Annotated in this window: 28 protein-coding genes and 1 tRNA gene; 5 read left to right on the top strand and 24 right to left on the bottom strand. The window is 68.8% G+C overall.

Features of this window, described 5'->3' with window-relative positions:
* Positions 1 to 12 precede the first annotated feature (12 nt).
* Both ABS642_RS20175 and ABS642_RS20170 read left to right on the top strand, forming a co-directional pair.
* The gene (locus ABS642_RS20175; RefSeq protein ID WP_282216299.1) at positions 13 to 1,203 is read left to right on the top strand and encodes a DUF58 domain-containing protein; all 1,191 of its coding nucleotides are present in this window, start codon (positions 13 to 15) and stop codon (positions 1,201 to 1,203) included.
* The gene (locus ABS642_RS20170) at positions 1,190 to 3,454 is read left to right on the top strand and encodes a DUF3488 and transglutaminase-like domain-containing protein (protein WP_350351511.1); all 2,265 of its coding nucleotides are present in this window, start codon (positions 1,190 to 1,192) and stop codon (positions 3,452 to 3,454) included. Before ABS642_RS20175 ends, ABS642_RS20170 begins: the two co-directional genes overlap by 14 nt.
* 7 nt (positions 3,455 to 3,461) lie before the next feature.
* Here the strand turns inward: ABS642_RS20170 and ABS642_RS20165 are convergent, their stop codons facing one another.
* The 15 genes from ABS642_RS20165 to ABS642_RS20095 form a co-directional block, all read right to left on the bottom strand.
* Complete coding sequence (locus ABS642_RS20165) at positions 3,462 to 4,352, bottom strand: rhodanese-related sulfurtransferase (RefSeq protein WP_282216297.1); 891 nt, start codon at positions 4,350 to 4,352, stop codon at positions 3,462 to 3,464.
* Positions 4,353 to 4,369: 17 nt separating this feature from the next.
* Positions 4,370 to 5,077, bottom strand: a complete 708-nt coding sequence (locus ABS642_RS20160) for a hypothetical protein (protein ID WP_350351510.1) — start codon at positions 5,075 to 5,077, stop codon at positions 4,370 to 4,372.
* Positions 5,077 to 5,805 carry a hypothetical protein gene (locus ABS642_RS20155; protein ID WP_350351509.1) on the bottom strand — a complete coding sequence of 243 codons (729 nt, stop codon included), beginning with the start codon at positions 5,803 to 5,805 and terminating at the stop codon, positions 5,077 to 5,079. The genes ABS642_RS20160 and ABS642_RS20155 overlap by 1 nt, the downstream gene beginning before the upstream one ends.
* 8 nt (positions 5,806 to 5,813) lie before the next feature.
* Positions 5,814 to 6,539 (bottom strand): ATP-binding cassette domain-containing protein, encoded by a 726-nt coding sequence (locus ABS642_RS20150; protein ID WP_350351508.1) that lies wholly within the window; start codon positions 6,537 to 6,539, stop codon positions 5,814 to 5,816.
* A gap of 15 nt (positions 6,540 to 6,554) precedes the next feature.
* A complete protein-coding gene (locus ABS642_RS20145) occupies positions 6,555 to 7,379 on the bottom strand; it encodes a hypothetical protein (protein WP_350351507.1) in 825 nt (274 codons plus the stop codon).
* Positions 7,380 to 7,390: 11 nt separating this feature from the next.
* Positions 7,391 to 9,106 (bottom strand): daptide biosynthesis intramembrane metalloprotease, encoded by a 1,716-nt coding sequence (gene mpaP / locus ABS642_RS20140; protein WP_350351506.1) that lies wholly within the window; start codon positions 9,104 to 9,106, stop codon positions 7,391 to 7,393.
* The gene (gene mpaM, locus ABS642_RS20135) at positions 9,103 to 9,927 is read right to left on the bottom strand and encodes a daptide-type RiPP biosynthesis methyltransferase (RefSeq protein ID WP_350351505.1); all 825 of its coding nucleotides are present in this window, start codon (positions 9,925 to 9,927) and stop codon (positions 9,103 to 9,105) included. Before mpaM ends, mpaP begins: the two co-directional genes overlap by 4 nt.
* Positions 9,928 to 9,994: 67 nt before the next feature.
* Positions 9,995 to 10,120 carry a hypothetical protein gene (locus tag ABS642_RS20130; RefSeq protein WP_350351504.1) on the bottom strand — a complete coding sequence of 42 codons (126 nt, stop codon included), beginning with the start codon at positions 10,118 to 10,120 and terminating at the stop codon, positions 9,995 to 9,997.
* A 43-nt stretch (positions 10,121 to 10,163) separates the two neighbouring features.
* Positions 10,164 to 10,286, bottom strand: coding sequence for a daptide-type RiPP (locus ABS642_RS20125; protein WP_350351503.1), 123 nt, complete (start codon positions 10,284 to 10,286; stop codon positions 10,164 to 10,166).
* A gap of 59 nt (positions 10,287 to 10,345) precedes the next feature.
* Positions 10,346 to 10,477, bottom strand: a complete 132-nt coding sequence (locus ABS642_RS20120; protein WP_350351502.1) for a hypothetical protein — start codon at positions 10,475 to 10,477, stop codon at positions 10,346 to 10,348.
* Entirely contained in the window at positions 10,477 to 11,745 is a 1,269-nt protein-coding gene (locus tag ABS642_RS20115; RefSeq protein ID WP_350351501.1) for an iron-containing alcohol dehydrogenase, read from the bottom strand. Before ABS642_RS20115 ends, ABS642_RS20120 begins: the two co-directional genes overlap by 1 nt.
* Positions 11,742 to 13,010, bottom strand: a complete 1,269-nt coding sequence (mpaD, locus tag ABS642_RS20110; RefSeq protein WP_350351500.1) for a daptide-type RiPP biosynthesis aminotransferase — start codon at positions 13,008 to 13,010, stop codon at positions 11,742 to 11,744. Before mpaD ends, ABS642_RS20115 begins: the two co-directional genes overlap by 4 nt.
* Positions 13,007 to 14,059 carry a daptide biosynthesis RiPP recognition protein gene (gene mpaB / locus ABS642_RS20105; RefSeq protein ID WP_350351499.1) on the bottom strand — a complete coding sequence of 351 codons (1,053 nt, stop codon included), beginning with the start codon at positions 14,057 to 14,059 and terminating at the stop codon, positions 13,007 to 13,009. The genes mpaD and mpaB overlap by 4 nt, the downstream gene beginning before the upstream one ends.
* Entirely contained in the window at positions 14,056 to 14,274 is a 219-nt protein-coding gene (locus ABS642_RS20100) for a hypothetical protein (RefSeq protein WP_350351498.1), read from the bottom strand. Before ABS642_RS20100 ends, mpaB begins: the two co-directional genes overlap by 4 nt.
* A gap of 187 nt (positions 14,275 to 14,461) precedes the next feature.
* Positions 14,462 to 15,181 (bottom strand): DeoR/GlpR family DNA-binding transcription regulator, encoded by a 720-nt coding sequence (locus ABS642_RS20095; protein WP_350351497.1) that lies wholly within the window; start codon positions 15,179 to 15,181, stop codon positions 14,462 to 14,464.
* 56 nt (positions 15,182 to 15,237) lie between these two features.
* On the opposite strand from ABS642_RS20095, the gene ABS642_RS20090 reads away from it, so the two are divergent.
* Together ABS642_RS20090 and ABS642_RS20085 are read left to right on the top strand one after the other, a co-directional pair.
* Positions 15,238 to 15,594 (top strand): DUF4406 domain-containing protein, encoded by a 357-nt coding sequence (locus tag ABS642_RS20090; protein WP_350351496.1) that lies wholly within the window; start codon positions 15,238 to 15,240, stop codon positions 15,592 to 15,594.
* Between the two features lie 51 nt (positions 15,595 to 15,645).
* Positions 15,646 to 15,733 (top strand) — tRNA-Ser (locus tag ABS642_RS20085).
* Positions 15,734 to 15,777: 44 nt separating this feature from the next.
* Here ABS642_RS20085 and ABS642_RS20080 read toward each other — a convergent pair.
* From ABS642_RS20080 to ABS642_RS20045, 8 genes are all read right to left on the bottom strand, one after another.
* Complete coding sequence (locus ABS642_RS20080; RefSeq protein ID WP_350351495.1) at positions 15,778 to 16,386, bottom strand: GNAT family N-acetyltransferase; 609 nt, start codon at positions 16,384 to 16,386, stop codon at positions 15,778 to 15,780.
* 30 nt (positions 16,387 to 16,416) lie between these two features.
* Positions 16,417 to 17,049 carry a phosphatase PAP2 family protein gene (locus ABS642_RS20075; RefSeq protein WP_282216283.1) on the bottom strand — a complete coding sequence of 211 codons (633 nt, stop codon included), beginning with the start codon at positions 17,047 to 17,049 and terminating at the stop codon, positions 16,417 to 16,419.
* Positions 17,050 to 17,080: 31 nt separating this feature from the next.
* On the bottom strand, positions 17,081 to 18,310 hold the full coding sequence (locus ABS642_RS20070) for a multidrug effflux MFS transporter (RefSeq protein ID WP_350353472.1): 1,230 nt from the start codon (positions 18,308 to 18,310) through the stop codon (positions 17,081 to 17,083).
* Between the two features lie 305 nt (positions 18,311 to 18,615).
* Positions 18,616 to 19,770: a cystathionine gamma-synthase gene (locus tag ABS642_RS20065; RefSeq protein ID WP_282216282.1), complete on the bottom strand. Its 1,155-nt coding sequence runs from the start codon at positions 19,768 to 19,770 to the stop codon at positions 18,616 to 18,618.
* A gap of 54 nt (positions 19,771 to 19,824) precedes the next feature.
* On the bottom strand, positions 19,825 to 21,213 hold the full coding sequence (locus ABS642_RS20060) for a cystathionine beta-synthase (protein ID WP_350351494.1): 1,389 nt from the start codon (positions 21,211 to 21,213) through the stop codon (positions 19,825 to 19,827).
* A gap of 125 nt (positions 21,214 to 21,338) precedes the next feature.
* Complete coding sequence (locus tag ABS642_RS20055) at positions 21,339 to 22,325, bottom strand: carbohydrate ABC transporter permease (RefSeq protein ID WP_282216280.1); 987 nt, start codon at positions 22,323 to 22,325, stop codon at positions 21,339 to 21,341.
* The gene (locus ABS642_RS20050) at positions 22,325 to 23,464 is read right to left on the bottom strand and encodes a sugar ABC transporter permease (RefSeq protein ID WP_282216279.1); all 1,140 of its coding nucleotides are present in this window, start codon (positions 23,462 to 23,464) and stop codon (positions 22,325 to 22,327) included. Before ABS642_RS20050 ends, ABS642_RS20055 begins: the two co-directional genes overlap by 1 nt.
* A gap of 101 nt (positions 23,465 to 23,565) precedes the next feature.
* Positions 23,566 to 24,885, bottom strand: a complete 1,320-nt coding sequence (locus ABS642_RS20045; protein ID WP_350351493.1) for an ABC transporter substrate-binding protein — start codon at positions 24,883 to 24,885, stop codon at positions 23,566 to 23,568.
* Positions 24,886 to 25,172: 287 nt separating this feature from the next.
* On the opposite strand from ABS642_RS20045, the gene ABS642_RS20040 reads away from it, so the two are divergent.
* Positions 25,173 to 26,177, top strand: coding sequence for a LacI family DNA-binding transcriptional regulator (locus ABS642_RS20040; RefSeq protein WP_282216277.1), 1,005 nt, complete (start codon positions 25,173 to 25,175; stop codon positions 26,175 to 26,177).
* 84 nt (positions 26,178 to 26,261) lie between these two features.
* Here the strand turns inward: ABS642_RS20040 and rplL are convergent, their stop codons facing one another.
* Positions 26,262 to 26,645 (bottom strand): 50S ribosomal protein L7/L12, encoded by a 384-nt coding sequence (gene rplL / locus ABS642_RS20035; RefSeq protein WP_282216276.1) that lies wholly within the window; start codon positions 26,643 to 26,645, stop codon positions 26,262 to 26,264.
* Positions 26,646 to 26,658 lie beyond the last annotated feature (13 nt).

Here is a 26,658-nt window from a genome sequence, read left to right as displayed (position 1 = left end):
CCGGGACCCCCGATGCGCCGCCGCAGAACCCTCACCGCACGGGGCACGGGCGCGCTCGTCGCAGCGCTCGGGTGCATGATCGCGGCCAACCTCGTCGGCGCCCGCATCCTCCTCTACCTCGGCCTCCTGTTGGCGCTGCTGACGCTGTTCTCGGTCATCGCCGTCCGTGTGCCGCGGCGCTCCGGCACCGTCACGCGGCGCATCTCCACCGACCTGCTCACGGTCTCGGAGGCGTCGCGGGTGACCGTGCGATTCACTCTGCGCGCACTGCGGGTCCCGCACGGACTCTGGCGAGACGAGCTCCCCGATGCGGTCACCGGCGATTCCGGCGGGGAATATCCGCCGGAGACGGGACAGCTCAGCTACCTGATCACCGGGGTCCGCCGTGGCGTGTGGCCGCTCGGACCGCTGATGCTGCGCACCGTCGACCCCTTCGGCCTGGCCCAGCGCGAGCAGTCGTTCGGCGACACGCGGAGCATCACGGTCGTGCCCGAGATCTTCACGCTCGCCCCCCTGGCCGTGCGGGTAGGCGCTGCCGGCGGCACCGCCCACACCTCGTCGAGCCGGCTCGGTCAGGGCAGCGACAACCTCTCACCGCGCGGCTACATCCCCGGCGACTCCATGCGCCGCATCCATTGGCGGGCGACCGCGCATCGCGGGCAGCTGATGGTGCGTCAGGAGGAAGAGGAGTCCAGCCCGGATGCCGTGGTCGTGATCGATCGCAGCGGCCGTCGCTGGGACACCCCGGGCGCGCACGCCGACCCCGCCTTCGAAGCCGCGGTGTCGTTGTGCGCCTCGACGGCCGTCCACCTGTCGTCCGAGGGCTACAGCGTCGACGTGATCGACAGCGCCGGCACGCTCCTCGGCACGCTGCGCGGCCACGAAGACGATCGCGACGGGCTGCTCGTGGCGCTCGCCATGGTCGCCCCGCGCGGCGACAGCCGAGATCTCGCGACCCTCATCGGTGGAACGCCGCCGGGTCCGCTGGTGTACATCACGGGCCGCCTGGACGAGGAGGACGCGGCGCTGCTGCGCCCGTCCGGCGCGGCCGCGCCGATGCTGTTCAGCACCGAGCTGCTCGACGGCGCCGCCGAAGCGGCCGCTCAGCACGGCTGGACCGTGGCGCCGCTGGGGCCGGACGTCGCCGAGGCCTGGGAGGATGCGGTCTCCGCGCGGATCGGGGTCGGCGATGTTCCGGGCTGAGCGCGCACCGAGCATGCCGACCGCGCGGCCGCAGACGCCGCCGCGCTGGCACCGCGATCACGAGGAGCCGTCCGGCGTCGTCGCGCCCGGCGCGCTGGCCGCGGCGGCATCGTTCGTCGCGATGTGGCCGTTCACCTCGGTCATCGAACCGGGAGCCTGGTCGATCACCGTCGTCATCGTCGTGGTCATCACGGCGGCCACCGGCATGCTGATGCGCCACCTCCTGCGGCGGCAGACCCCCTGGCTCTGCGACGTCACGACGTTCGTGGTGCAGCTCGTGGTCGCCGTCGCCGTGGTCACGCAGCTCGTCGCCGGCGACACCGCGTTCCTCGGCATCTTCCCGACATCCACGACGCTGACCGTCTTCGGCGCCCTCGCCGCCGCCGTCTGGGAGCAGATCGTCTTCGGCACCGCACCGCTCGACGCCTCGCCGGGACTCGCGGCGGCCATGGGATCGGGGTTCGCGGTCATCGCGATCCTCCTCGATCACCTCGTGGCGCACCGCTCCGTCGTGATCGCGGCCCTGCTGACCGGAGTCGTCGGCGCGATCCCGATGATCGTCACGATGGGCGAACCGCACGTCGTCTGGTTCGTGATGCTCGGCGTGCTCGTCCTCATCCTGTTCCGGTTCACCGCACGGCGGCATCCGCTCTCCCCGCGCCGTTCCTCCACGACGATCGCCGTGGCCGTCGGCGCCGCGGCCCTGGCTGTGACCGTCGCGATCGCCCCCGCGCTCCCGGTGACGGCGAACCTGGCGGGAACGGGCGTCGGCGTCACGGTCGATGCGTCCCTGCGGCTCGGAGACGACCTTCGTCAGCCGAACCCGGTCGAGGTGCTCACCGTCGCAGCGAAGGGCGAGATCGCACCGTATCTGCGCCTGACCACCCTGTCGCGCTTCGACGGCCGGGTCTGGCAGCCCGATCGGGGCGACGTGCAGTCGCAGGAGGAGGGCTTCGGCGGCCCCGAGTGGAGTCCCGACGTGGCGACCGAGGAGCAGACGACCTCGATCCGCATCCTGCGCATGTCGAGCTCCTGGCTGCCCGTGCCCTACCCGGCGACCGACGTTCAGGGGCTCACCGGTTCGTGGCGCGTGGCTGTCGACAACCGCACGCTCGTCTCCCGAAGCGCGGATGCCGCGGGCAACGACTACACCGTCGCATCGACGCGGGTGATCCCGACCCTCGAGCAGATCCGCGCCCTCGACGCTGCGGAGCCCGTGGTCGACCCCGACGCGGAACCACTGGAGCTGCCGGAGATCATCGCCACCCTCGCGAACGATGTCACCGCGGAGGCCGGAACCGACTACGACCGTCTCGTCGCCCTGCAGACCTGGTTCCGCTCGGAGTTCATCTACTCGCTGGAGACGCCGGTGGAAGAGGGGTTCGACGGGACCGGAGCAGAGGCAGTCGCCCAGTTCCTCGAAGAGCGATCGGGCTACTGCGTGCACTTCGCCGGAGCGTTCGCGCTGATGGCGGAGAGCCTCGGGATGCAGACGCGCATCGTCGTCGGCTACCTCCCCGGATCGCTGACCGATGAGAAGCGGGGCGACGAGTCCGTGTTCTCGGTCTCGAGCGATCAGCTGCATTCCTGGCCGGAGGTGCTGTTCCCGGGTGTGGGGTGGGTCCCGTTCGAGCCCACCGCCTCGCTCGGCGTTCCGACCGCCTTCCGCGCGGGTGCCGCCGACGGCGCAGGGACGGGCGGACCTGCGGCTCCGGCCCCGACGACGGCTCCACAGGCCGAGGAGTCCGCAGGCCCGGATATCGAGCGCGGCGACGAGGCGGAGGGCGCGGGCACCGGCGGAGAGCTGCGCCGCCTCGACCCGATGCCCGTGGTGCTCACGGCTCTGGGCGCGATCCTGCTCCTGCTCCTCCCCGCTCTGATCCGCCGCGTGGAGCGCTGGATGCGCCTGCGGCGAGCGCGTTCCGGCGATTCGGCGGCCGTGTGGGCGGAACTTCGCGACACCCTGATCGACCTCCAGCTTCCGGCGTCGGATGCGGACACGCCGAGGATGCGTGCGGCAGATCTGATCCGGAACAGTGCCGTCGATCCGGAGGCGATGACTCGGCTGACGGATGCCGTCGAGCGGGCGAACTACGCACGGACCGGTGCGGAGCCGATCGATCTCGCGGTCCCGTTGAGCGCCGTTCTCGGGCGCCTGCATCGCAGCGTCGACCGTCCGGCGCAGTTGCGCGCTGTGCTCGTGCCCCGCTCTCTGTTCGCCACGAGAAGTACGACGGCCGCCGCGATCTGAGCGCCGCTCAGGCCGCGTGCGCGGCGCAGGGCACGGACTCGCAGTCGGCGCAGACGACGAACTGGGCGCGACAGGAGAGGTCGGGGCAGTTGGCCGTGCGCTTGGTCGCGGCGCCGCAGCCGACGCATTCGCCGACCACCTGGGCATGGTCGGAGAAGTCGACGGAGCCGCGCTTGTCGAACACATAGAGGGATCCCTCCCACAGGCCGTCGTCGCCGTACTGCTCTCCGTACCGGACGATCCCGCCTTCGAGCTGGTAGACCTCTCCGAAGCCACGCGCGGTCATGAGGCTGGAGAGCACTTCGCAGCGGATGCCCCCCGTGCAGTAGGTGACCACAGGCTTGCCCTTCAGGTCGTCGTACGCTCCCGAGTCGAGCAGCTGCACGAAATCCCTCGTGGTCTCGGTGTCGGGCACGACCGCGCCGCGGAACCTTCCGATCTGCGCCTCGAGGGCGTTGCGTCCGTCGAAGAAGACCACATCGTCGCCGCGCTCGTCGATCAGCTCATGAAGCGCCTCGGGAGTGAGTCGCGTCCCACCGCCGACCACGCCGTGCTCGTCGACCTTCAGCTCACCCGGGGCGCCGAAGGACACGATCTCATCGCGCACCTTGACGCTGAGCTTCGGGAAGTCGAGGCTTCGACCCTCGGCATCCAGGCCCGTCCCCTCGCTCCACTTGATGTCGGCGTCCGCGAACGGCGCGTAGGAGCGGAAGGAGCGCGACCACTTCTTCAGCGCCCGGACGTCGCCCCCTAGGGTGCCGTTCACGCCGTCCTTCGAGATGAGCACCCGCCCGCGCAGGCCGAGCGCCTCGCCGAGGTCGCGCTGCCAGAGGCGGATGGCCTCGGGGTCGGCGAGCGGCGTGAAAGCGTAGAACAGGACGATCTTCGGGGTTGCCACCCGGCGATTTTACGCGGTCACGACAGAAGCGGCCGCTCCCGATACATCGCGAAGGACAGGCACAGGGCTCCGATGAGCCACAGGAAGGCGACCCCCACGCTCCACCACCGTTCGCCGGCGGCCTCGATGATGGGAACATCGAGCGCCAGGAGCGCGCTGCCGAGCGGTAGCGCGATCACCGCATCCGGAAAGAGCACGGACAGGAACATCGCCGGACTCAGCGACAGGATGACAAGGGGCAGCACCGCGAGCGGAGCACGCACCAATGCCCCGATGGCCGCGCCCCAGATGCCTGCCCCCGCCCCCAGCATGAGCGCGGCACCGAGCGACGGAGCACCGAACACATCGAGATGTCCGAATATCCGGACGCCGACGCACGCGAACGTCCACGCCCCGAGAGCGACCACGGCACCCCCCGACGCCGACGACACGACACGCATCCAGAACCCCGCGCCCGATCTGAGGACCAGGGCGTCCCGCCCGACGATTCCCGCCCTGAATGCGACGGCGGTCCGAACAGCGCCGAAGCCTGCCGCGAGCAGAGCTGCATTCACGAGCAGCGAGACGTGCAAGGGACCGTCCAGCGCTCCACCCGACGGCGGGACGCCGCCTGGCAGACCTGCGACGATGGCGATCGCCGGAAGCAGCGCCAGGCCGAGAAACGCGGCCAGCCCCGGCTCTGTGAACAGTCGGAGCGCCTCGATCCGCGCCGCCCGCCACACCATCACACCTGCCTCCGTCGGCGGAGGGCGAACCATCCTGCTGCGAGTGCCAGCACGGTCCATCCCGCGAGGACGAGTCCTGCCCCGGCCGGAGCCAGAAGTCCGTCCATCTTCACTCCGCCGAGACCCGCGACAGCTCCCACCGGGAGGAATCTCTCGACATCGCGAAGACGAGCGAGCATCGGCGCAGCGATGATCGCGGGAAGGATCAGCAGAACGACGACCGCGACGTAGTAGTTGCGGACCACCCACCCGATGCCGCAGCCGATGGCTGCGGCGAGCGCTCCGGCGAACAAGTTCCCCATCGCCAGCGGGAGCACCTCCGCCCCGATGCGCAACTCGCGATCGTGGGACCGGAGCATCGCGGCGGTCGCCACGGTCCAGAGGAGGAAACCCGCCGTGGAGAAAGCGAGCCCGATGAGCGCGGCGACGACGACACGCGACGTGAAGACCGTCCGGGGCGAAGCCATCAGGAATGCGCGCTCCATCCCGCGGTAGTAGTCGTCCCTGGTGACCAGGTAGCTGCCGTAGAACGCGCAGCCGAGCGATCCGGCGACCCCGATCGGGAGAAGGGTGCGCGTGGCCTCGGCTGATCCGACGAAGGCCAGACCGTCGACGAGTCCCGTCATGAAGACGATCAGCAGGGGGACGACGATCACCAGTGAGGACAGCGTCAGGAGCGTCGGCCCGGAGAGCGCCTTGAGCACATCGGCTCGGATCTGTCGGGGCACCAGCACGCTCATCGCTTGCCTCGCATCGTGTCGACGACGAGTTCCAGGTAGCGGTCCTCCAACGTGTGCGCACCCGAGCCTGTCAGCCCGTCGAGTGATCCGACGTACAGCAGAGACCGCTTGATCACGGCGATGTCGTCGACGATCTGTTCCAGTTCGCCGAGCTGGTGGCTCGACACCACGATCGTTCGTCCGGCGTCGCGCTCCTTCCGCAGAAACCGCCGAAGCCAGTGGATGCCCTCCGGGTCGAGGCCGTTGGCCGGTTCGTCGAGGACGAGCAGTTCAGGGTCGCCGACCAGTGCGGCGGCGAGCCCGAGTCGCTGCCTCATCCCGGTCGAGTAGTGCTTCACCCGCTTTCGTCCCTCCTGCTCGAGGCCGACGATCTCCAGCAGCTGGTCGGGGCGACTCTTCGGCATACCCGCGGCTATCGACAGGATCTGGAGATGCCTGCGCCCGCTGATGCCGGCCTCGAACCCCAGGCCGTCCATGTGCACCCCCACCGTTCGCGCAGGGTCGCGGAGCTCGGCGAAGTGACGTCCGAACACCGTCGCCGTGCCGCTGGTCGGACGCAGCAGGCCCACGAGGCCGCGCATGGCGGTGCTCTTTCCTGCCCCGTTGGGGCCCAGCATGCCCAGAATCTTGCCGCGCTCGCAGGAAAGGGTGAGGTCGTCGACGGCCTTGCGGCCTCCGAACGCCTTCGTGAACCTGTGGAAAGCAACGGCTTCTGCACTCATGCGAAGTCTCCTCTGCTAGTCGTGCGGTGCGAATCGACGCACTGCTTCGTGGATGGGATCGATCAGATCGGGGTAGTCGCCGGCCATGGCGCGCGCGAGCATGCGAGAGGCATGGAAGACGAGGCCGACCCGACCGGACGTCGACGCGAAGACTTCCGGAAAGCGGTCGAGGATCGTGGCGGCGACCTCCGGGACCAGGAGCGAATGCAGATAGAGCCCCGCGATGTCGCTTCCGTCCGGAGCACTCCCCCAGGCCTCCCAGTCGAGCAGTGCGAACTGGGGTGCGAAGACGTTGGCCCAGTGCAGGTCTCCGTGCGCGGTGCTCCATCTGACCCCGGAGAAGTCGACACGTCGCCCGAACAGCACGTGGCTTCGATGAGAGATCGACGACGCCGTCGTGCTCTCCCTGCGCGTGCGATGTCGTGCGAGCAGCGCGAGGTTCTCATCGAGGTCCGACCACCATCGACTGTCGAGTGCGAGCTCGTGGCGCAGTTCTGGAGTCGCGGAGCACACGTGCCCCGGAAGAATCTCCATCAACTCGCCGCGGACGCGCTCAGCGCCCTCCGACCATTCGTGCCAGGTGAAGATCATCGGGTGGCGCACGCCCACCAGAGTCATGGCATCCGTGTTGCCGTTCCACCAGTCGCCGCGCGCGAGCTCTGGGCGCGCGACGACCACGCGGAGCCACTCCTGCCCACCTCTCTGGTCCTCGACGGCGACTCCGGCCGTGCGGCCCCGCCACCCCACGATCGGCTGACCGACGATCTGTCGATCCCAGTGATGCGCAGCCTGCGCGAGGGCCGCCGTCAAGTGCCGGGGAGGCTCCCCCGGGGTGCTCATCGCGCTCGTCGTCACTGTCGCACCCCCTCGAAGACGGCGCTCAACGGTTCGCCGATGAGCAGTCCGACGGCGTACTCGCCGAGGGGCAGCGAAACGGCGAGTTCGATGTCGGCGATACCGGCCGCCGGCAGCGGAGCGAGCGACTCGACCTTCGTCAGGGGGATGCCCCATGCGGTCACCGTGGTTCCCGGGGCCGAGACCGGTGCCGCCGCGGAGACGGGGACGGTCACCTCCGTCGGCCTGCTCGGGTCATCGGGAACGGCCGCGGTGCCGACCTCCAGCCGGAGAACGACCCCGTTCGTCCGAAGGCGCACGACCCCACCCGGCCTCAGGGATTCGACGATCGATTGGCTGCTCGACACCACGAACACCTGGTCCGCGCGCACCACGTACCCAGCGTGGGCCGTCGCCGGCACGGGGATCTGGACGAGAAGGGAGCCCGCTATCAGAGCGACTCCGAGCGCGAACCCGATTCGTCGGGCGCGGGGCCGAAGACGGAGACAGGCTGTGGCGAAGCGCACGATTCGCCGTGCGGTCACGATCAGGAAGGTCGCGACGAGCGCGAGATACGACATCGCGCTCCAGTGCCCGAGGTCGAGGAACGTCGGCTGCAGCCGGATCGCCCCCCAGAGGAAGAGCAGAAGCGGGAAGAGCGTGCACAGCGCGCCGAAGGCGATGAGCGGGAACGCATCCCGCGGAGCATCCGGGCGGAGGTCGACGCCGAACAGCATCCGCGCCATCCCCCGCCGCGCGGCCGTCATGGCGACTCGTCGGAGGTAGGGCGTGTCGGTGATCGCGACCAGCGCGAGGTAGCCGTCGAGCTTGATGAAGGGAACGAGGTTCGCCACGACGGCGACCAGGCAGGCAAAGCCGTACAGCGCGAGCAGCGCCCGGAGATTCGTGTCACCGACGACCGGAACGAGTGCGAACGACGCGGAGGCGAGGACGAGATGGATCGCGGGTCCTGCGAGTGCCACCGCAGCGCGACTCCGCCGTCCGCCGATCCGCCAGCCGTCGGTCACGTCGCAGAAGAATGCCGGCATGAGGTAGAACAGCATGATGCCCATCCGCGTCGGGCGCCCACCCAGGGCCGCCAGCATCACGGCATGGCCGAGTTCGTGCACGCATCCGGTCAGCGCGACGGCGAGGATCAGCACCGGGACGAGATCGATGGGCAGGGGCGCCGCGAGCACGCCGATGATCGATTCCAGATCGACGGCGACGGCGACTCCCGCGAGCACGAGGAGCACCGCGACCGTGGCGTACAGGACGACACGGAACGCACGCAGCCGGATCGGAGCAGCGAGCGTCCGGGCGAGAGCCGACGGATCGAGGATCGTCCACTGTACGGTCAGCGGAGCGCGGTACTGGAGACGGCCGCCGGCTGCGCGAGCCTTGAGAGTGCGCCTGCCGGGTCGGGCACGGAGCGCGACGGCGGGAGAACCGGAGCGGAGGAGATCCGCTGCCGCCAAGGCATCCACCACATCGAGTGCCTGTGCCGGACCGACGGACAGGCCGGCCGCGTCTGCGGCCTCACGCAGAGAACGTCGACCGTCGAAAGATGCGGCCAATCGGGCGAAGTCCGCACCCACGCGTGCGCGGGGCACCTTCGAGACCGCGATGACCCAGGGGGCGCCATCGTGGAGGGGCGCATCCACGCTGACGTCATCGGCGAGTTCCGGCCACAGCTCGTCCCACGAGCGCATCGCCGAGGAACCCTCTCTCATGCGGAGTACCCCAGGATCCGCAGTGCTCCCGCATCGGCGGAACCGCCCACCTCGATGGACTCGACTCGCGTGAGGCCCGCGGCGGCGAGCTCCGCGTCGAGCTCGTCCTCGGAAGCGACGAACACGACGGATGAGTAGGACGAGACGTCGAGCGCGCCTTCTTCGCTTCGGGCGACGTGGAGCGCCGATATCTCCCTCGTCCGCCCGTCGTCTCCGACGAGATCGCTGAGGAGCACGACCTCCGGATGCTGTCCGGCGAGGGGAATGACACGGGTCGAGGTCGCCCCCGGCCGCAGCGGCGCCGCGTACACGGTGAGGAGGAAGACTCCCCCGCTCGCGAGATGTGCCTTCACAGAGGCGAACAGCTGCTGTCGGCCTCCGGCGTCGAGCAGGAACACCGATGTCGTCGCGAGCACGATCGCGCCGAACCGGCGCTGCAGATCGAAGCAGCGCATGTCGGCGATCTCTGCAGTGAGAGACACTCGTCGCCGCGAAGCGGGGAGGTGGTCGTACCGGTCGCGCAGGATGCGAACCATCTCGGGCGACAGATCGATTCCGAAGACGGGTCGGCCGAGAGACAGAAAGGGAAGCGTGAGCCGTCCGCCGCCGGCGGCCAGCTCGAGGATGTCGCCGTCCGTCCGGGACAATCGGCGAAGGAGTTCGCGCTGCTCCGAGTCATCGAACTCGGCGAACCTCTCGTAGAGGCGCGATCCCTCGACAGAGTACAGATCGGCCGGCTCTCTCCCCTCGGTCAGGATCGTGGCGAGACACCGGGGACCGCTGTCTGAGGCGGTCGGCTTCGGCGGGCTGGTATCCACCATCTGTCATCCTCTCGTCGGGTGGGTGCGATGGAGTGGGCGGTCGCGATCGACGACCGCCCACCGTTTGTCACGTGGCGAGAGCGGCGAGCGCTGCTCCGAACGTGATGATGTTGAAGGCCCATTCCTCCGGGCTCATCGGGGCGTTTGCCTCGTCGAGCTCTTCGAACCAGAGTCCTGTGGTGTTCTGTTGCACGTTTCACCTCCGTTCTTCGTTGCATCCGGCCGAGAGCCGACGATCAGGTCGCGGCCACGGCGACGAGTCCGAGCACGATCGCGAGCTTGAACCCGACATAGAAGTCGGAGTCGGGAGCCTCCATGCCTTCGATCTCTTCGAATCGAAGTTGCGGCGAGAGTTCCATCTGGTCACCTCCTCTCTTCGTCCTGGTTATGTCCCCGGAGAGCACAACGGGAATGCCGATCAGGTGGCCGCGACGACGGTGCCGACGACGATGATGCCCGACCACATTCCCCACCAGAAGGAGTCCGCGCTCGGAGCATCCGCAGCGTCGATCTCTTCGAAATCGAATCCGTTCTCCTGCGTGATGACCATCAGTTCACCTCCTCTCTCAGGGTCGAAAGACAGCTGCGCATCCGCGACTCGCTGAACGCGACGACGTAGATGGCCAGGACGTCGGCCTCACTGAGCCCGCGTAGGGCCGGCCGCTCGCCACCCCAGACTTCGAAACAGCCACGCGCCGCCCTGGCGATCGCATCGCGCGACACCGGCGGTGGCGACAACCCCCAGGCGGACGCCCACTCCGCCGCGCCGCGTACGGGGTCCTGCGGCAGCGTGAGCGCCTCGGCGACGATCCGCCAGAGGCGTCGCAGCCGGGATACGTCACCGAGGCGCGAGTCGCCGTCGACGATGCGTCGCCAGATCTCCGGGAGCAGCCCGAGCGTGACGGGCACCTTCCCGAGCGACGCTGCGGAAGAGAGCTCGTTCGCCAGATACCAGTGCTTGGCGGCGAAGGGGTCGCGGCCGACGAGGGCCCAGCCTGTGTGGGTCTCGGCGGACGCGATGGCCAACGCCTCCCGGATCCGATCGTCGAACCCCAGACGGACTCCCTTCTCGGCATGAGTCGCGACGCGCGCGGCGAGCTCTTCCGCGGCGCGGTCCGGAATGTCGCGCGGCGGGCTGCCGATGTACGCACCGAGGATGCGGAGCAGGATCTCGGCTGCTCCCTCCCGCACCGACCGGTCGGGGAGCGATCGAGTCAGGCCTGCGTCGAGCACGACAGTGTCGGCGCGCATCACGCCGCCGGTGACCAGCCTCCGAGACGGAGGTGCCCCTTCTCCGTGGAGACACGCGACCGCGCTCGCCTCAGACCCGGTTCCGAGCGTCGTCGGGATCATGACCAGCGCCGTCGCACTCCGCGTCCATCCCTCCGGGACGATCGACACGCCGAACGACTCAGCTGCATGGCACACGGAGCGGAATGACGCGGCGCTCACGAGCAGAAGCCGCAGCAGCTTCGCCGCGTCCATGACCGAACCGCCGCCGATCGCGATGATGCCGCCGACGTTCGACCCCGAGGCCGCCGGGTCACCCTCGGGGCTCCGTATCTCGCGCCGGACCTCTGCGTGCGCCCGCGCGAGCAACTCCCGCTGGGACTCCTGACGGGGGTCGAACACCATGACGTGCCGCGCTCTCGACGACAGCGACGGATGACGTTCATGAACGTTCGCGTCGATGAGGACGAGCCCGTTCCTCATCGCCCCGAACCGAGGGAGCGATCGAGCGGCTGCTCCCACGCCGATGGCCGTCGCAGCGACGACATCGTGCGTCATCAGCGAGTCGCGTGCTCCCCGCCCCGTCATGCGGCAGTCTCCTCGTCGAGCGCGCCGAGAATGGCGTCGGCGGTCCGATCGATATCGTCGGAGTGCGAGATGGCGGCGGGGATCAGCTGCACCGCGGAGGGGCCTGGGTGCACGATGACGCCGCGCCGACGGACCCGCTCGACGAGCTGCACGACATCACCCGGAGATGCGTCCGCGCTCGGCTCGAATGCCGCCCGGGAGGCGGACGGGGGGCCGGACACGCTGAGCGCGCGGAATGCTCCCCGTCCGCGCACGCCCAAGATGCGCGGGTGCGCCAGCATCCGTTCCTGGACGACGTCGAGCTGGGCCGAAACAGTACGGAAGTGCTCGCCCGCCCCGGTCTGCTCGAAGAGGTCGAGCGTGGCCAGGATCGCCGCGCAGCTTGCAGGAGCGCCTGCCTGGGTCTCGCCGTGCACGAGCATCGAGTCGTGGCGCTCGAACGCCGCGGCGATGCGGTCGTTCACGACGACCACGGACGCCGCGCAGGCGCCGTTGGTCAGCGCCTTGGACAGCACGAGCGCATCGGGCGCCTGTGCCCATCCGGCCGAGGCGAAGCGCACGCCGGTGCGACCGAAGCCGGTCGCGACCTCGTCGGCGACGAGAAGGAAGCCGTAGTGCTCGCGAAGCCGCTGCACCGTCGCCAGGAATGCCCCCGGCACTTCGAACGCGCCGGAGCCCAGTATCGGTTCGATCACCAGCGCAGCGATCCGACCACCTTCACGGCGGAACAGTGATTCGAGGGCCGCCCCGCCGTCATCGAACGGGACGTGCCGCACTTCTCTGCCTTCGACGCCGTAGAGACTCTGGCTGAGCTCTTCCCCGCTCAGGGCATGCGCACCGAATGTCAGCCCGTGATAGCTGCCGCGAAGTCCCACCACGATCGGTCGGGGCGAGAGACCCTCCAACGCCCAGTAGTGCCGGCAGAGCTTCATCATCAGGTCGTTGGCGGCTCCCCCTGAAGTGGCGAAGAGCACGCGCGAGAAGGGCATCCTCGTGAAGGCGATCACGCGTTCCGCAGCTTCCTCAGCGTACGGATGGGATCTGCGGAAGAGGGTCAGGTAGGAGGCGTCGCGAAGCGCTCGCGCGACCGCGTCGGCGATCTCCTCCCGGCCATAGCCCAGCGGGACGTTCCACAAGCCACTCGTGGCGCAGTAGGCCTCGAGGCCGTCGGCGAACCTGATGCGCGTGCCCTTCGCCGACACGGCAGAGTCCGTGCGCGAGGGCTCTTCGCTCGGGCGCACCAGAAAGGTCCATGAGCTCGTCATCGGGATGCGCTCGCGTCCCGGAGGTCCGACGTCACGCCGGCCGCAGCCAGCCGAATGCTCAGCTCGTCGAGCTCCTGCCTCAGGCGCGGCCGCGTGACGCCCGCGGCTCGAACGGAGTCGAGCGCCTGCTCGATGGATGGCGACTCGAGCAGCGATTCGATCGCGATAGCCGTCTCTCTGCCCAGTGCGAACCGGCGCCCCGACTCCGCGATCAGTTGGTAGTCCTCTCCACGCCACGCGATCAGGTGCCCCGAGGCGCGACGTCTCCGGGCGACTGCGTCCCCCGTGAGATCGGCGCCGAACCCGGAGAAGGACCATGTCTCGCCCGCCGTGCCACCGACGATGCGCAGCGCTGCGAGGTATCGTCGGATCCACGGGCGCGCCGCGAGTTCCCTCGCCGGCGCGTCGCCCGCGTCCCGTCTCTCCCCCTCCGCGCGCAAGAACGCGGGCACGGGCTGATCATCGAGATCGATCGACCGGGTGGATCCGATGACGGGGCCCCCGGGACGATAGCGGACCCCGTGCTCCGCATCGATGGTCAATCGGTTGATCGCCACCGCGGTGTCGTCGATCGCCGCATCGATGACGGATTGATCAGCCAGGACGGCGGAGGGCGAGGCGAGTTGCGGAATGAAGACTCCGGTGGCCAGAGCTTCATCCGCGTCCTCGATGAACGCCTGCCACGCGGCAGACGTGGTGCAGCTGATGATCGTCGGCCGGGTGATCGGCGTGAAGGGAACCGCCAGGTAGTCCTTCAGTTCGATCTCGTACCCGCTGCCGATGTGCATGACGTCTCCGGGCCGCGCGAACGGTCCGTCGAAGGTGAGCACCTGCGCGACATCCGTGGCACGTCGAGACGCGTCGTCCTCGGGGACCAGATACACGTCGGCAATGCCGTCCTGGCTGAGGACGTCAGCGAGAACATCGCGGCTCGCGCTGAGCACCACCCTGCCCGCGTCCGCGTCTGCGCGCCCGGTCGCCCACTGGAAGACAGCCGAAGAGAGCCGGCGTTCACGGGAACCGGCCGCCGCACGGCCGTCCTCGTTCACTCGCCGCTCCGCTCGTGCGGTGTCTCATCGTTGTCGCGCTGCGCAGGGAGTGTCGGCCGAAGGAGCGTGACGACGATGATGAGGATGCCGCCGAAAGCGCAGATCCCTCCTCCGACGAAGCTCTCGATCCGCCCGTCGGAGCGCAGCAGGATGAAAAGGGCGTTCATCATCAGGATCGCCCCCAGGACGAGCGCCCACCGACGCTCCAGCATCATGCCGATTCCCCCGCCGCGGCCGCGCGATGACTGCTGCGCGATGCCGTCATCGAACGTGGATTCATGCTTCCCCCAGATCTCAAATGAGGACTTTATGTCCCCATTTGAGGATAAGAGGATTCCTCCACCGAGTGCAATATTTCAGCGAAGGGCCCTCTGTGGAGGAGAGGTGAGCGCCGGGGAGCCCTCAGCCGACGCGGAGTTCGGGCCCTTGAGGATCGACGATCACACCCGAGACCTCATCGATCCCGAGCACGGGGAACCGCGAGACCGCCCCGATCTTCTCCGCACTGCCGAGCACGAGCACCTCGGCGCTTCGCGCGGCGAGGGCGCGCTTCGTCACCGCGTCATCCAGTTCTCCGGTGGTGAGACCGTGCACGGGGTCGATCCCTGTCACACCAAGGAAGAACACGTCGGCCGAGAGCCGGGAGATCGCCTCCTGAGCGAGAGCGCCTCCCGCCACGGCCGAATGCCGGCTGAGCTCGCCGCCCACCATCAGCACGCGCGCGGCCGAATGCTCCATCGCCGTCAGCGCCACCGCGGGGCTCGGGGTGATCACGGTCAGTCCGGCATCATGCGGAAGCATCCGGGCCATCACCAGGGTCGTGGTGCCGGCATCGAGGATGATCGTCGACGACGGGCGGATCAGCGCGACCGCCACACGGGCGACCCGCTCCTTGCTCTCGCTCGCCACCCCCAGACGCTGCGCCACGGGCGCGTCGGCCGCCGGCACGGGCAGCGCACCGCCGTAGACGCGGATGCACAGCCCCGCGTCGGCGAGCTCCCGCAGGTCGCGGCGGATGGAGTCCTCGGAGACGCCGAGATCCGCGGCGACCGCCTTCGCGACGATGCGCCCCTCAGCGGCGAGGAGTCCGAGGAGATATTCTTTGCGCTGCACACCCAGCATCCACACTTCTTCCTGTTTTTGCATGTTCTTGCACGGTTAACGCTACAGTGTCCTCCATGAAGAAGCCACTCCTGATCCTGATCGCCGGCCCTTACCGCTCCGGCACCGACGGCGACGCGGCCGCGATCGCCCGCAACCTCGAACGCCTCGAGACCGCCGCGGCCCCCATCCACCGCCTCGGCCACGTGCCCATGATCGGCGAATGGGTCGCCCTCCCGACGCTTCGCGGCCTGGATGCGGCCGAAGCCGCGGACGGCGACGTCATGTACGAGACGGCCGCCCGACTGCTGCAGCACTGCGACGCGGTGCTGCGCCTTCCGGGGGAATCCGCCGGCGCGGACAACGACGTCGCCATCGCCCTCGAACGCGGCCTTCCGGTCTATCACCGCATCGAGGAGATCCCTGCCGCATAGTCGCGGTCACGCGGCACCCGGCCGATCGGATAAGATGAACAGGTTGTTCCTGGTGACGTGTCCGAGCGGCCGAAGGAGCACGCTTGGAAAGCGTGTGTTGTGCAAGCAACCGCGGGTTCGAATCCCGCCGTCACCGCCAAACGCATGAAGGGTCTCCGCGCCAGCGGGGGCCCTTCTGTCGTTTCAGCTCGCAGCCGCGTCGAACGTCACTCCGTACATGTGCCCCGCGCCGGGCAGCCGCGTCATGCCGAGGCGCTCGTAGAACGCGGCCGCGCCGGCGTTGTTCGGATCGATGCCCAGGTGCAGTCCGCGCACTCCCCGCCGGGTCAGCTCGGCGAACAGCGTCTCCATGAGCCGGCGCCCGAGTCCCTGACCCTGCGTCTCGGGCAGGAGGTCGATGTGCAGGTGGGCCGGGTAGTCGACCACGTTCGGCTCGATGCCCGGCATCCGCTCGTATCCGTACTCGACCATGCGATCCTCGCGGGTGACGACCTCTTCGGCACGCGGGAAGCGCTCCCGGAACGCCGGCCACCACTCGTCACGGAACCACGTGTAGAACGCGTCGGTGTCATCCGTCGCGACGATGTACCCGATCGTGCGACCGTCGTCGGTCTCCACGACCCAGGCGAGATCCGGATGCCGTTCCACATAGGGAATCGCGAACAGGGCGCCCCAAAGATCGTCGTCCGACAGGATCCCGGTCGCGTCCGCTCCCGCATCGGCCGTCTTCGCGCAGATGTCGGAGACGGCTGCCCGGTCCGATGGACGGTAGGGACGGATGCTGCTGGGCACGAGGACTCCTCTGAACGGATCGGGGTCCCGTCAGCCTACCGGCGCCTCGACAGGCTCTTCGCGACGTTGCCGCACCCACGGCAGCAGCCAGGCGGCGAGCACCAGGACCACGCCGGCTCCGACGAGGGCGCCGCCGAGCGTGTCGCTCGCCCAGTGCACCGAGAGGAACGTGCGCGAGAGCGCCATCGCGAGCACCCAGAGGGCACCGAGGAGCGCGGTCCAGGCCTTCGGGAACAGCACCCAGACGACGAGGGCGATCGTCGCGGCGTTCGCGGTGTGGCCCGAGGGGAACGACCCGTAGTCGCTCACCACCAGCATGTCTTCCGGCCGGGCCCGCCCGAACAGCTGCTTGAGCAGCTGCACGGCTCCGGCGCTGGCCGCGAAGCAGATCGCCGCGAAGAGGGCGCTGCGCCAGCGGCGGGCGAGCAGCAACGCGACGATCGCGACGACCGGCACTCCGAGAATCGCGACCCATCCGCCGCCGATCCAGTTCAGCGCCAGCGCGAACGAGTACATCCAGTCACCGCGGATGCTCGCGATGAGCTCATTCCACCACCGGTCGAACCCCGGCGTCTCGGAGTACCCGAAGACCACGAACGCACCCAGAGCCGTCGCGAGGACGAGACACCCCACGCCCCACCACAACAGCATCCGTCTGTTCATCGTCCCATCATGGCCGATGAACCCTGTGCACTCAGGGAGTGAGCATCGCCACCGTGCGCGGACGCACGATCAGCCACAGCGAGAGGATGCCGATCGTGGCGCAGCCGACCATGACCGACGCCATGGTCGTCGCCGTGATCCCGGCGTCCTTGGAGATCCAGCCGACGATCGGGGAGATGAGCCCGGCGACGCCGAAGTTGACCGCGCCGAGGATCGACGCCGCGGTGCCGGCCGCCTTGCCGTGCCGGTCGAGTGCCAGGACCTGCACATTCGGGAACGTGAACCCGCACGCGGTCATGAACACGAACAGCGGCACGACCGTGCCCCACAGGCCGAGGCCGAGCTGGTCGGTGACGATGATCGCCGAGCCCGCGAGCAGCAGGATCGCGGTCGAGTAGGCCAGGACCCACTGCGGGCCGAAGCGCGCCGCGAGTCGGGAGGCGACCTGCACGCCCGTGACCACACCGAGCGAGTTCACCGCGAACAGCAGACCGTACTGCTGGGCGTCGAGGCCGTGCGTCTCCTGGAACAGGAACGGCGAGGCAGACAGGTAGGAGAACAGCCCAGAGAAGCTCATCCCGCCGATGATGAGCACGCCGATGAACACGCGATCCGAGAGCACGGACTTGTACCGCTGCAGCATGGTCGCGCCGCCGCGCCCCTGTCGACGCGCGACGGGCAGCGTCTCGGGGATGAACAGGATCGCGGAGAGCAGCATGATCACCCCGTACGCGGCGAGCACGACGAAGATGCCCCGCCAGGGCATGAGCGTCAGCAGCCAGGAGCCGATCAGCGGTGCGACGACAGGGGCGACGCCCGACACCAGGGCGAGCCGCGACAGCATCACGACCAGCCGTCGGCCGCCGAAGAGGTCGCGGACGATGGCCATGGCCACGACACCGCCGGCTGCGGCGCCGATGCCCATGAGCACGCGGGCAGCACTGAGCAGTCCGAGGTCGGGAGCGAACGCCGCCGCGACGCTCGCGAGCACGTGCAGCGCGGTGACGGCGATGAGCGGAATGCGCCGACCCACCTTGTCGCTGAGCGGCCCGACCACGAGCTGACCGAGCGCGAAGCCGATCATCGTGCCGGTGAGCGTCAGCTGGATCGCGGCAGCCGTCGTCTGGAAGTCCTCCTCCAGCACGGGGAACGCCGGCAGGTACAGGTCGATCGTGAACGGTCCGAGTGCCGTGAGGGCCCCGAGAAGCACGATGTACAGGGTGCGGCGTCCGAGCGAGATCGCATCTCCCGGGTGCAGCATGATCGGCGCGGTCGCCGGGTTGCTGCCCAGCGTGCGGATGGCGCCGGTGGCGCTGGACGTGCGGATGGTGCCCGTGGACGTGCGGATGCTGCCCGTCGGAGTGCGCTCGGGCTGCGGGGTCGTCGGGATGGAGTCAGTGCGTGGAGCGTCGGACACGACGGTCCTTCCGGGGGTCAGGCGGTGGCGTGCGAGATCGAAACGATTCGACCGGGGGAAGAACCCATGCTATCGCTTCGACAGGCTCAGCGACCCATCCGGGGCGCCCAGCGACCCATCCGGGACGCCGAGCGCCCGACCCGGACTGCTCAGCGACCGAGGCGCGCGAGTGCCTGCTCGAGGTCCGCGATCAGGTCGCCGACGTCTTCGATGCCGACGGAGAGACGCACCACATTCTCCGGCACTGCGAGCGCCGTGCCGCGCACCGATGCGTGCGTCATGTCCGACGGGTACCCGATGAGCGACTCCACGCCGCCGAGCGACTCGGCGAGCTGGAACAGCTCGGTGCTCTCGGCGAAGGTCCGTGCCGCATCCGCTCCGGCGGCGAGACCGAGCGACAGCATGCCGCCGAATCCGCTCATCTGCTTCGCCGCGATCTCATGCCCCGAGTGCGCGGCGAGACCGGGATAGAACACCTCGGAGAAGTCCGCACGGTCCGACGCCCACTCGGCGATCGCCTGCGCGTTCTCGGAGTGCTGCCGCATCCGCACGGCGAGCGTCTTGATGCCCCGGGTGGTGAGCCACGCGTCCAGCGGGGCGGACACCGCGCCGACGGCGAACTGCTGGAACTTGACGTCTTCACGGAAACGGTCGTCGCCGAAGACGACGGCGCCGCCCAGCACGTCGGAGTGCCCGCCGAGGTACTTGGTCGTCGAATGCACGACGAGGTCGGCACCGAGCGACAGCGGCAGCTGCAGGGCCGGCGAGGCGAACGTGTTGTCCACGACGAGCACGGCGCCGGCGGCGTGCGCGATCTCGGCGATCTGCGCGATGTCGACGATCTTCAGCAGCGGGTTGCTCGGCGTCTCGAGCCACACGATCTTGGTCTCCGGGCGCAGCGCCGCGCGGATCGCGTCGGCGTCCGCGAGCTCCACCGTGGTCGTGGTGATGCCCCACTTCGCCAGGACCTTCGTCAGCAACCGGTAGGTGCCGCCGTACACGTCGTTGCCGAGCAGCACGTGATCGCCCGGGCCCAGGAGTCCCCGCAGCAGCGCGTCCTCCGCGGAGAGCCCGGAGGCGAAGGAGAGCGCGCTCGCTCCCCCTTCGAGTGCCGCGAGCTGCGTCTCCAGCGAGGAGCGGGTCGGGTTGCCGGACCGGTTGTACTCGAAGCCCTCCCGGAGACCGCCGATGCCGTCCTGCACATGCGTGGAGGCCTGGTAGATCGGCGGGATGATCGCGCCCGTGACGGGGTCGGGCGCCTGGCCCGCGTGGATGGCTCGGGTGGCGAAGGAGTGCTCGGACATGCTCCTCAGCCTACGTCCGCCGCCTGCGCGGCATCCCTCCCGTTACGCCACGCGTCAGCGCGAGAGGTACGAGAGCAGATCCTGCCGGGTGAGCACGGTGTGCGGCTTGCCGTCCTCCGTGACCAGCAGCGCATCGGCCTCGGCGAGCGCGGCGCGCGCCTGCGCGACCGAGGCGTGGATGCCGACGAGCGGAAGCCGCTCCCCCACGTGCGTGCCCAGAGCATCCGTCGGATTCGCCTCGCCGCGGAACAGCAGGTCGAGCAGACCCTTCTCGTCGACGGTGCCGACGACCTCGCCCATCATCACCGGCGGCTCGGCGCTGAGCACGACGAGCTGGGAGACGCCGTACTCCGTCATCATCCCGATCGCCTCGAGCACCGTGTCGGTCGGGTGGGCGTGCACGAGGTCCGGGATGCCGGCGCCGGACCCGGTCGCCTGGCGCACGGCGCGGGCCTTCAGCACATCGGCGACCGTCTCCCCCTCCTCGACGTCGCTGAAGCCGTAGGAGCGCATCCACCCGTCGTTGAAGATCTTGCCGAGGTAGCCGCGCCCACCGTCCGGAAGGAGCACCACCATCACGGCATCCGCCGGCAGCTCACGGGCGACCCGCAGCGCGCCGACCACGGCCATCCCGCTGGACCCGCCGACGAGGATCCCCTCCTCCCTCGCCAGACGCCTCGTCATCGCGAACGCGTCGGCATCTCCGACCGCCACGATCTCGTGCGGCACGGCAGGGTCGTACGCCCCCGGCCAGATGTCCTCGCCCACGCCCTCGACGAGGTAGGGCCGTCCGGTGCCGCCGCTGTACACACTGCCCTCGGGGTCGACCCCGACGATGCGCACGCGTCCGTCGGACACCTCGCGGAGGAATCGGCCCGTTCCCGTGATCGTGCCGCCGGTGCCGACGCCGGCGACGAAGTGCGTCACTGCTCCGTCGGTGTCGCGCCAGATCTCGGGGCCGGTGGTCTCGTAATGACTGCGCGGACCGTTCGGGTTCTCGTACTGGTTCGGCTTGAACGCCCCGGGGATCTCGCGGGTGAGCCGGTCGCTCACGCTGTAGTAGGACTCGGGGCTGTCGGGGGCAACGGACGTCGGCGTCACCACGACCTCGGCGCCGTAGGCCCGAAGCACATCGATCTTGTCCTCGCCGACCTTGTCGGGAAGCACGAAGACGCACTTGTACCCGCGCTGCTGCGCGACCAGGGCCAGGCCGACGCCGGTGTTGCCGCTGGTGGGCTCCACGATCGTGCCGCCGGGCTTCAGATCACCGGCGGCCTCGGCCGCGTCGATGATCCGCGAGGCGATGCGGTCCTTCGAGGACCCGCCGGGGTTCATGTACTCGAGCTTGACGAGCACCGTGCACGCGACGCCCTCGGTGACGTGCTGGAGCTTCACGAGGGGCGTGTCGCCGACGAGGTCGACGATCGAGTCTGCGTACTTCATGACTTCAGGGTACGGGGACGGATGCCGCGGGTGGGGCTGTGTTGCACCCCTCCCACGGCATCCGTCCTTCGTCTCGCTCCGCTCGCTCAGGAACCGGAGACCCGGTCCCTGAGCCTGACGAAGGGTCAGCCCTTGGTCGACCCCGCCAGGAGGCCGCGGACGAAGTACCGCTGCAGGGCGAAGAAGACGATCAGCGGGATGATGATCGACACGAACGCACCGGCCGTGAGCAGGTACCAGTCGTTTCCTCGGGTACCGGTGATCTCGGCGAGGAGCTTGGTGATCGGCGCGGCCGCTCCGTCGGCGAAGACGAGGGCGACGAGCAGGTCGTTCCAGACCCAGAGGAACTGGAAGATCGCGACCGAGGCGATCGCCGGCATCGTCAGCGGCAGCACGATCCGGAAGAAGATCTGTCCGCGCGATGCACCGTCGACCCGCGCCGCCTCGATGATCTCGCCGGGGATCTCCGACATGAAGTTGTGCAGCAGGTAGATCGCCAGCGGGAGGGCGAACATCGTGTGCGCGATCCACACCTGCGCGTAGCCCTGCGAGGCATCAAGCGGCAGCGTGACCTGCAGCCCGAAGAGGTTGATACCCCGAGAGAACGAGCTCAGCAGCGGCACGAGCGCCATCTGGATGGGCACGATCTGCAGCGCGAACACGAAGATGAACAGGGCGTTGCGACCCTTGAAGTCGATCCAGGCGAACGCGTACGCCGCCATCGCGGCGATCATCAGCGGGATCACGGTCGCCGGGATGGTGATCGCGATCGAGTTGACGAAGGACTCGAGGATCGTCAGCTGCGTCGTGCCCGACTGCAGCACGTCGACGTAGTTCTCCAGTGTGACCTGAGGGTTGGCGAAGAACTCCCACCAACCGCTCGACTGGATCTGGTCACGAGGACGGAACGACGAGATGAACAGCCCCAGCGTCGGGATCGTCCACAGCACCGCGATGATGATCGAGCCGACGGATGCCCACGGGCGGGACAGCCTCTTGCGCGCCCGCCCCGCAGCGCCGTCCAGGCCGCCACCGGTCGTGATCGCCCGCGTGCTGGTCGCGCCGGTGGGGGTCTTCTGCTCCGCGGATCCGGAGCTCGTGGAAATGGTCATCAGCGCACCTCCCGCTGCTTCTTGATCTGTCTCGCGTTGTAGATGACGATCGGCAGCACCAGGATGAACAGGATGACCGACAGCGCGGCGCTGCGGCCGGCCTCGAACTTCGAGAACTGCGTGTACATCTCGTTCGCGAGCACCGATGTGCCGTAGTTTCCTGCGGTCATCGTGCGGACGATGTCGAACACCTTCAGCGAGGCGATCGAGATGGTGGTGAGGACCACGATGAGCGCCGGCCGGATGGACGGGATCGTGACGGACCGGAAACGCTGCCAGGCGTTCGCGCCGTCGAGCTCCGCCGCCTCGAGCAGCTCGGCCGGGACTCCCTTGATGGATGCCGACAGCACGACCATCGCGAAACCGGTCTGCACCCAGATCAGCACCACGATCAGGAACAGGTTGTTCCACGGCTCGTTCAGGAGCCACTGCTGCGGCTCGCCGCCGAACCAGACCAGGATCTGGTTGAGCAGGCCGATCTGCTTGAAATCGCCGCCGCGGTACTCGTACATGAACCGCCAGATGATGCTGGCGCCGACGAACGAGATCGCCATCGGCATGAACACGAGGACCTTGTAGATCTTCTCGCCGCGCGTGCGGTCGATGAAGACGGCGTAGGCGAGTCCAACGATCGTCGACACCGTCGGCACGAGCAGCACCCAGATGATCGAGTTGATCACCGAGGTGATCCCGTCGGACTGCGTGAAGATCCAGAGATAGTTCGCGAAGCCGACGAACTCCTTCCCCGAGGAGTTCAGGAACGAGGAGTACATCGTCTGGATCGACGGGAGGATGAGCCCGACGAGCAGGAGCAGGAGGGCCGGGGCCATGAAGGCCACCAGCTGGATCAGGTAGCCCGCGCCGTCGCGGGACCGATAGTCCAGGAGGAAGAACAGCGCACCCACCACGACGGCCACGGCCATCGCCCAGTAGTAGGAGCTGAAGAAGAACATCACGGCGAGCGGGATGAGCAGGCACATCGCCAGCCGCACCCACGTGTAGATCGCCCCTCGGCGCGGAGCGACATCCACGAGGAGCAGGATGATCGCCACGACCACCGCGAACGCGATGACCACGACGACGGCTTGCAGGATCGGGGGGAGCGTCCCGATCCACTGGAAGAATACTGTCGCGTTCACGGAATCCCCTTCGTCACGCGTTGCGGATCAACGGCGCGCACGTCGGTGTGCGCACCGTGAGAGAAGGAAGGCCGCCCGCGAGGACGGCCCTCCTGCTCCGATCAGCTCGAAGGCCAGCCGGTCTCGATCTGCGTGAGAACCTCATCGGTCGAGGTGCCGTTGACCCAGGCGACGATGCCCTTCCAGAAGGTTCCGGCGCCGACGGCACCGGGCATCAGGTCGGAGGCGTCGAAGCGGAACGTGGTGTCCGGGTCCTGCAGGATCTTGATGGTCTCCTGGAGGATCGGGTCCTTGGCGTTAGCCGGGTCCAGCCCGTTGTTCGCGGAGGTGACGCCGCCGAGGCTGACGCGGCTGTTCGCCCACTCGGGGCTGGACAGGTACGCGAGCACCTTCTGCGTGGCCTCGGACTCGCTGAACGCTCCGACGATCTCGCCGGCACCGGTCACGGCCTTGTCGTCGGCGCTCTCGCCCGGGAGCATGAAGGCCCAGACGTCGCCGTCTTCGGCGATGTTCGTGCCCTCAGGGAAGAACCCGGAGAGGAACGAGGCCTGGTGCGTCAGCGCGCAGCTTCCGCTGGCGAGCGCCGGAGCGACGTCGCCGAAGGCGGTGGAGTTGATCGAGCGCACGTCACCGAAACCGGCGTTGACGTTGGCCGGGTTCAGCAGGGTCGCCCCGACCGCGTCGAAGGCCTCCTTGATCTGCGGGTCGGTGAACGGGATCTCGTTCGTCACCCACTGGTCGTAGACCTCGGGACCGGCCTGGCGGAGGACGTAGTCCTCGACCCAGTCGGTGCCCGGCCAGCCGGTGGCGGTGCCGGACTCGAAGCCGGCGCACCACGCCGGCGTGCCGGTGGCGGCCTGGATGGTCTCCGTCAGCGCCGTCATCTCATCGAGCGTGGTCGGAACCTCGACGCCCCACTCGGCGAACTTCGCCGGCGAGTACCAGATCCATCCCTTGACGTTGGCCATCAGCGGTGCGCCGTAGAAGGTGTCATCGACGGTGCCGTAGTTGACCCAGTCCTCGGTCCAGTACTCGTTGGCGTTCTTCTCGACCTCTTCGGGCGCCGGCTTCAGGAAGTCGCGCTTGGCGAAGTCCGCGAACAGACCAGGCTGCGGGAAGATCGCGATGTCGGGCGGGTTACCGCCCTGTGCACGCGTGCCGAGCTGCGTCTCGAAGTCCTGGCTGCCCTCGTACTTGATCGTGATGCCGTTCTCGTCGGCCCAGTCCTTCCAGGATTCCTGGAGGAGTTCCGCCTCCGCGTCGACGATCGTTCCGTAGATCGTGACGGTGGAGTCGCCGCCGTCATCGCCGCCGCCGCCGCCGGGCGCACCGCCCGGAGCCCCGCAACCAGCGAGCGCGATGCCCGCGACCCCCAGCAGGGCGAGCGGTACGAGCCGCCGTGAACGCTGTGACAGAGCCATGTGAATTCTCCTCTTCGAGTACAGGGTCCCGCTTCGACAGACGCCACCCCCGGCGTCGTTCGGGAACCGATTCCAGGCAAACCTACTGGGCTTCCGCTCCCCGACACAACAAGCAAGGGTCACAAGCTCGCAACCATTCGCCGTCCTCCGCCGCGAAGGATGGGAGCGCTCCCTCGAATCCATTGTGGAACCGGTTCCCTTTCGTCTGTCGAAGGACTACGCTTTCACCCGGCACGCGCCGGCCGCGTCGCCGCACGCATCGCAGCGTGACAGGTCGAGGAGGACCGATGAGCACGATCGCGGATGTCGCCGCCCGTGCCGGCGTGTCGAAGGCGACGGCGAGCCGCGCGCTCACCGGGCGCGGGTACGTCTCGGAGGAGACGCGTCAGCGGGTGGCGGATGCCGCGCGCGATCTCTCCTACGTCGCCCACTCCTCCGCCACGAGCCTCGCCACGGGTAGGACCCAGACCGTCGGGGTCGTCATGCCTCCCGTCGATCGCTGGTTCTTCGCCGAGCTGCTCGCCGGGATCCAGGAGTCCCTGTTCGCGCTCGACTACGATCTCTCGCTCTACGGCGTGCCGGAGGGCTCGCGCACCAGGGAGCGGCTGTTCGAGCACGTGCTCCCCCGACGGCGGTTCGACGGGATCATCGCGGTGGGGATCCAGCCGAGCGCCAGGGAGCTGGAACGGCTGCAGCGCGCGGAGCGCGCGCTCGTCAGCGTCGGACCCTACAGCGAGGGTTCGAGCGCCGTGTCGATCGACGACACGGATGCCGCACGCATCGCCACCGAGCACCTCATCGAGCTGGGCCACGAGGACATCGCGTTCGTGGGCGGGTCGACGGATGCCGGGGAGCTGAGCTTCGGCGACGCACGACGCCTCGACGGCTACCTCGTCGCCCTGCAGGCCGCGGGTCTCGCGCATCGCGCGCGCGTCGTCGGTGCGACCCCGACGATGCCGGGCGGGTACACCGCGGCGGCCGGTCTGCTCGGAGACCGGCGGCATCGCCCTACGGCCATCGTCGGCGTCTGCGACGAGGCCGCGATCGGCGCCGTCATCGCGGCACGGCGTCTCGGCATCGCCGTGCCGACCGAGCTGAGCGTGGTCGGCATCGACGACCACGAGCATGCGGAGATGTTCGCCCTGACCACGATCGGCCAGTCGCCGCGGGAACAGGGCCACGAAGCCGTGCGGCTTCTCACCCAGCGGATGAGCCGACCCGACGATCCCCTGGAGCACGTCGCCGCGGCATCCGCTCTCGTCGTGCGCAGCTCGACGGCTCCGCGCCGCTGATCACCGACCGGAACGCACACCCGGGGGATGCACGAAGGCCCCGGGCGAACCCGGGGCCTTCGGTGAAGCGTGGAGACGCGGTGATTACTTGAGGGTAACCGTGGCGCCTGCCTCTTCGAGAGCAGCCTTGGCCTTCTCGGCAGCTTCCTTGTTCGCGCCCTCGAGCACGGCCTTGGGAGCGCCGTCGACGACAGCCTTGGCCTCGCCGAGACCCAGCGAGGTGAGCTCGCGGACGGTCTTGATGACCTGGATCTTCTTCTCGCCGGCAGCCTCGAGGATGACGTCGAACGAGTCCTTCTCCTCCTCGGCCTCGGCAGCGCCACCCGCGCCCGCAGCGCCGGCAACGGCGACGGGTGCAGCAGCGGTGACCTCGAACTTCTCCTCGAACGCCTTCACGAAGTCGTTGAGCTCGACGAGGGTCAGGCCAGCGAACTGCTCGAGCAGCTCCTCAGTGGAAAGCTTCGCCATGATGTATCTCCTA

The organism is Microbacterium sp. A8/3-1, from assembly GCF_040267695.1.
Taxonomy (GTDB): domain Bacteria; phylum Actinomycetota; class Actinomycetes; order Actinomycetales; family Microbacteriaceae; genus Microbacterium; species Microbacterium luteolum.
This window is presented reverse-complemented; position numbering and strand designations above follow the sequence as displayed.

Bases quoted from the DNA above. Each gene is read 5' to 3' on its own strand.
- ABS642_RS20095 (WP_350351497.1), bottom strand. From the start codon at position 15,181: ATGCTGGGTGTGCAGCGCAAAGAATATCTCCTCGGACTCCTCGCCGCT.
- ABS642_RS20115 (WP_350351501.1), bottom strand. From the start codon at position 11,745: ATGACGGGGCGGGGAGCACGCGACTCGCTGATGACGCACGATGTCGTC.
- mpaM (WP_350351505.1), bottom strand. From the start codon at position 9,927: ATGGTGGATACCAGCCCGCCGAAGCCGACCGCCTCAGACAGCGGTCCC.
- ABS642_RS20045 (WP_350351493.1), bottom strand. From the start codon at position 24,885: ATGGCTCTGTCACAGCGTTCACGGCGGCTCGTACCGCTCGCCCTGCTG.
- ABS642_RS20060 (WP_350351494.1), bottom strand. From the start codon at position 21,213: ATGAAGTACGCAGACTCGATCGTCGACCTCGTCGGCGACACGCCCCTC.
- ABS642_RS20150 (WP_350351508.1), bottom strand. From the start codon at position 6,539: ATGAGTGCAGAAGCCGTTGCTTTCCACAGGTTCACGAAGGCGTTCGGA.
- ABS642_RS20145 (WP_350351507.1), bottom strand. From the start codon at position 7,379: ATGAGCACCCCGGGGGAGCCTCCCCGGCACTTGACGGCGGCCCTCGCG.
- ABS642_RS20070 (WP_350353472.1), bottom strand. From the start codon at position 18,310: ATGCTGCACCCGGGAGATGCGATCTCGCTCGGACGCCGCACCCTGTAC.
- ABS642_RS20160 (WP_350351510.1), bottom strand. From the start codon at position 5,077: ATGGTGTGGCGGGCGGCGCGGATCGAGGCGCTCCGACTGTTCACAGAG.
- ABS642_RS20075 (WP_282216283.1), bottom strand. From the start codon at position 17,049: ATGAACAGACGGATGCTGTTGTGGTGGGGCGTGGGGTGTCTCGTCCTC.
- ABS642_RS20170 (WP_350351511.1), top strand. From the start codon at position 1,190: ATGTTCCGGGCTGAGCGCGCACCGAGCATGCCGACCGCGCGGCCGCAG.
- ABS642_RS20040 (WP_282216277.1), top strand. From the start codon at position 25,173: ATGAGCACGATCGCGGATGTCGCCGCCCGTGCCGGCGTGTCGAAGGCG.
- mpaP (WP_350351506.1), bottom strand. From the start codon at position 9,106: ATGAGAGAGGGTTCCTCGGCGATGCGCTCGTGGGACGAGCTGTGGCCG.
- ABS642_RS20065 (WP_282216282.1), bottom strand. From the start codon at position 19,770: ATGTCCGAGCACTCCTTCGCCACCCGAGCCATCCACGCGGGCCAGGCG.
- ABS642_RS20175 (WP_282216299.1), top strand. From the start codon at position 13: ATGCGCCGCCGCAGAACCCTCACCGCACGGGGCACGGGCGCGCTCGTC.
- ABS642_RS20120 (WP_350351502.1), bottom strand. From the start codon at position 10,477: ATGGTCATCACGCAGGAGAACGGATTCGATTTCGAAGAGATCGACGCT.
- rplL (WP_282216276.1), bottom strand. From the start codon at position 26,645: ATGGCGAAGCTTTCCACTGAGGAGCTGCTCGAGCAGTTCGCTGGCCTG.
- ABS642_RS20055 (WP_282216280.1), bottom strand. From the start codon at position 22,325: ATGACCATTTCCACGAGCTCCGGATCCGCGGAGCAGAAGACCCCCACC.
- ABS642_RS20125 (WP_350351503.1), bottom strand. From the start codon at position 10,286: ATGGAACTCTCGCCGCAACTTCGATTCGAAGAGATCGAAGGCATGGAG.
- mpaD (WP_350351500.1), bottom strand. From the start codon at position 13,010: ATGACGAGCTCATGGACCTTTCTGGTGCGCCCGAGCGAAGAGCCCTCG.
- ABS642_RS20100 (WP_350351498.1), bottom strand. From the start codon at position 14,274: ATGATGCTGGAGCGTCGGTGGGCGCTCGTCCTGGGGGCGATCCTGATG.
- ABS642_RS20090 (WP_350351496.1), top strand. From the start codon at position 15,238: ATGAAGAAGCCACTCCTGATCCTGATCGCCGGCCCTTACCGCTCCGGC.